Below are 1,390 nucleotides of genomic sequence, written 5' to 3' on the forward strand. Positions count from 1 at the left end.
GGATGACGTAACCGATCGCCCCAGCGATAACGGTCGCGGCGAGGATATAGAAGACGCCGGAGTGCGTTGCGCGGTCAGGCGTCGTCATCGACGTCCGTGTGTCGGTCGGATTCCCACCGCTGCATTCGAGTGTGAATCTCCTCCACTTGAGCGCGGAGGATCGCCGATTCTTCCGCCGTGCGCCGGATCTCTTCTTCGGCTTGCGACAGCTCCCAGGACAGATGCAGAGCGACACCGAGGGTCAGCACGCCGCCGAGCGCGAATAACAGGTTTGCGGGAACTTGCACACCCAGCAATGCCGTCAGACCCAACAGGAGCTGGGGAAACAGTCCCAGGATCAGGACTGCGAGGCCAATAACGAGCCACAACACCGCATACTTCTCGCGTAGTCGACGTGTCAACAGCATCCACATGACCACCCCGATCATGACCAGTGCCAGCAGGATGCCGAAGAATACGATCATGCAGGGGCCTCCTGAAGCTCCTCGGGTGCCGTCACACGGGAACGACGCATGAGCGCGAGTCCCAGTGCGAACACGGAGCGTAGCAAGTAGATAGCAGAGCCTATCGGGCCCTGGCTCGGGTTGCCGTGCCGTCGAGGTCGCATCGCCACGGGCACCTGCGTCACCGTCAAGCCGGCGTGGCAGGCGGCAACGAGCGAATCCAGTGTGTCTCCGAGGTACTCGGCAGGGTAATAGCGAACGTATTGGCGGATCGCGCGAGGTCCCGCGGCGCGAAATCCGCTTGTAACGTCGGTCAACTGTGTCTTCGCGACCCGGGACAGCACGGACGCGAGAAAACGCATCGCCCACTTCCGCGGACCTCTTACCGAGTAGTCGCCCACGTCGCTGAAGCGTGCGCCGATGGAGATGTCGGCACGATCAAGCCCTGCCAGCACGCTCTGGATATCAGCTGGATTGTGCTGGCCGTCTGCGTCGACCTGGATCGCGCGTTGGTAGCCATGGCGCAGTGCGTAGGTGAAACCGGTTCGCATAGCCCCACCGACCCCGAGGTTGAAGGGAAGGCTCAGTACCGTCGCGCCCGACATTCGAGCCTCGCGCGCCGTTCCGTCGGTGGATCCGTCGTCGATGACGGCGACGTGGTAGCGGTCGTCAGTACCGAGGATCTCGCGAACGGTCGTGCCGACATTGTGTTCTTCGTTCCAAGCCGGGACGATGACGAGAACGGATTCAGGCGTGACGACCATAGTCCGACAAGTCTATCCGCGGCGGTGTCGCGCCCCGGGCTGCGCGGTTGCCTGCGTGTGTCACGATTGAGCCGTGAAGGGCATCATTCTCGCCGGCGGATCGGGCACGCGGTTGCACCCGATTACTCTCGGCGTCTCGAAGCAGCTGATTCCGGTCTACGACAAGCCGATGGTGTACTACCC

General features: G+C 62.6%; 3 protein-coding genes. 1 reads left to right on the plus strand and 2 read right to left on the minus strand.

All coding sequences use genetic code 11. The features are described from left to right. Positions 1–74: 74 nt before the first annotated feature. Together I5I_RS13125 and I5I_RS13130 are read right to left on the minus strand one after the other, a co-directional pair. Complete coding sequence (locus tag I5I_RS13125; RefSeq protein WP_036320550.1) at positions 75–464, minus strand: DUF2304 domain-containing protein; 390 nt, start codon at positions 462–464, stop codon at positions 75–77. Further along, entirely contained in the window at positions 461–1,207 is a 747-nt protein-coding gene (locus I5I_RS13130; protein WP_036320554.1) for a glycosyltransferase family 2 protein, read from the minus strand. The genes I5I_RS13125 and I5I_RS13130 overlap by 4 nt, the downstream gene beginning before the upstream one ends. A 73-nt stretch (positions 1,208–1,280) precedes the next feature. Between I5I_RS13130 and I5I_RS16535 the strand changes: the two genes are divergently transcribed. Beyond that, positions 1,281–1,390 (plus strand): sugar phosphate nucleotidyltransferase (locus tag I5I_RS16535; RefSeq protein WP_275574468.1); only part of this gene is annotated, 110 nt, incomplete at its 3' end.

This window comes from Microbacterium sp. B24, from assembly GCF_000333415.1.
GTDB lineage: Bacteria > Actinomycetota > Actinomycetes > Actinomycetales > Microbacteriaceae > Microbacterium.

Excerpts from the sequence above, each read along its gene's own strand:
- I5I_RS13125 (WP_036320550.1), bottom strand. The coding sequence starts at position 464 with ATGATCGTATTCTTCGGCATCCTGCTGGCACTGGTCATGATCGGGGTG.
- I5I_RS13130 (WP_036320554.1), bottom strand. The coding sequence starts at position 1,207 with ATGGTCGTCACGCCTGAATCCGTTCTCGTCATCGTCCCGGCTTGGAAC.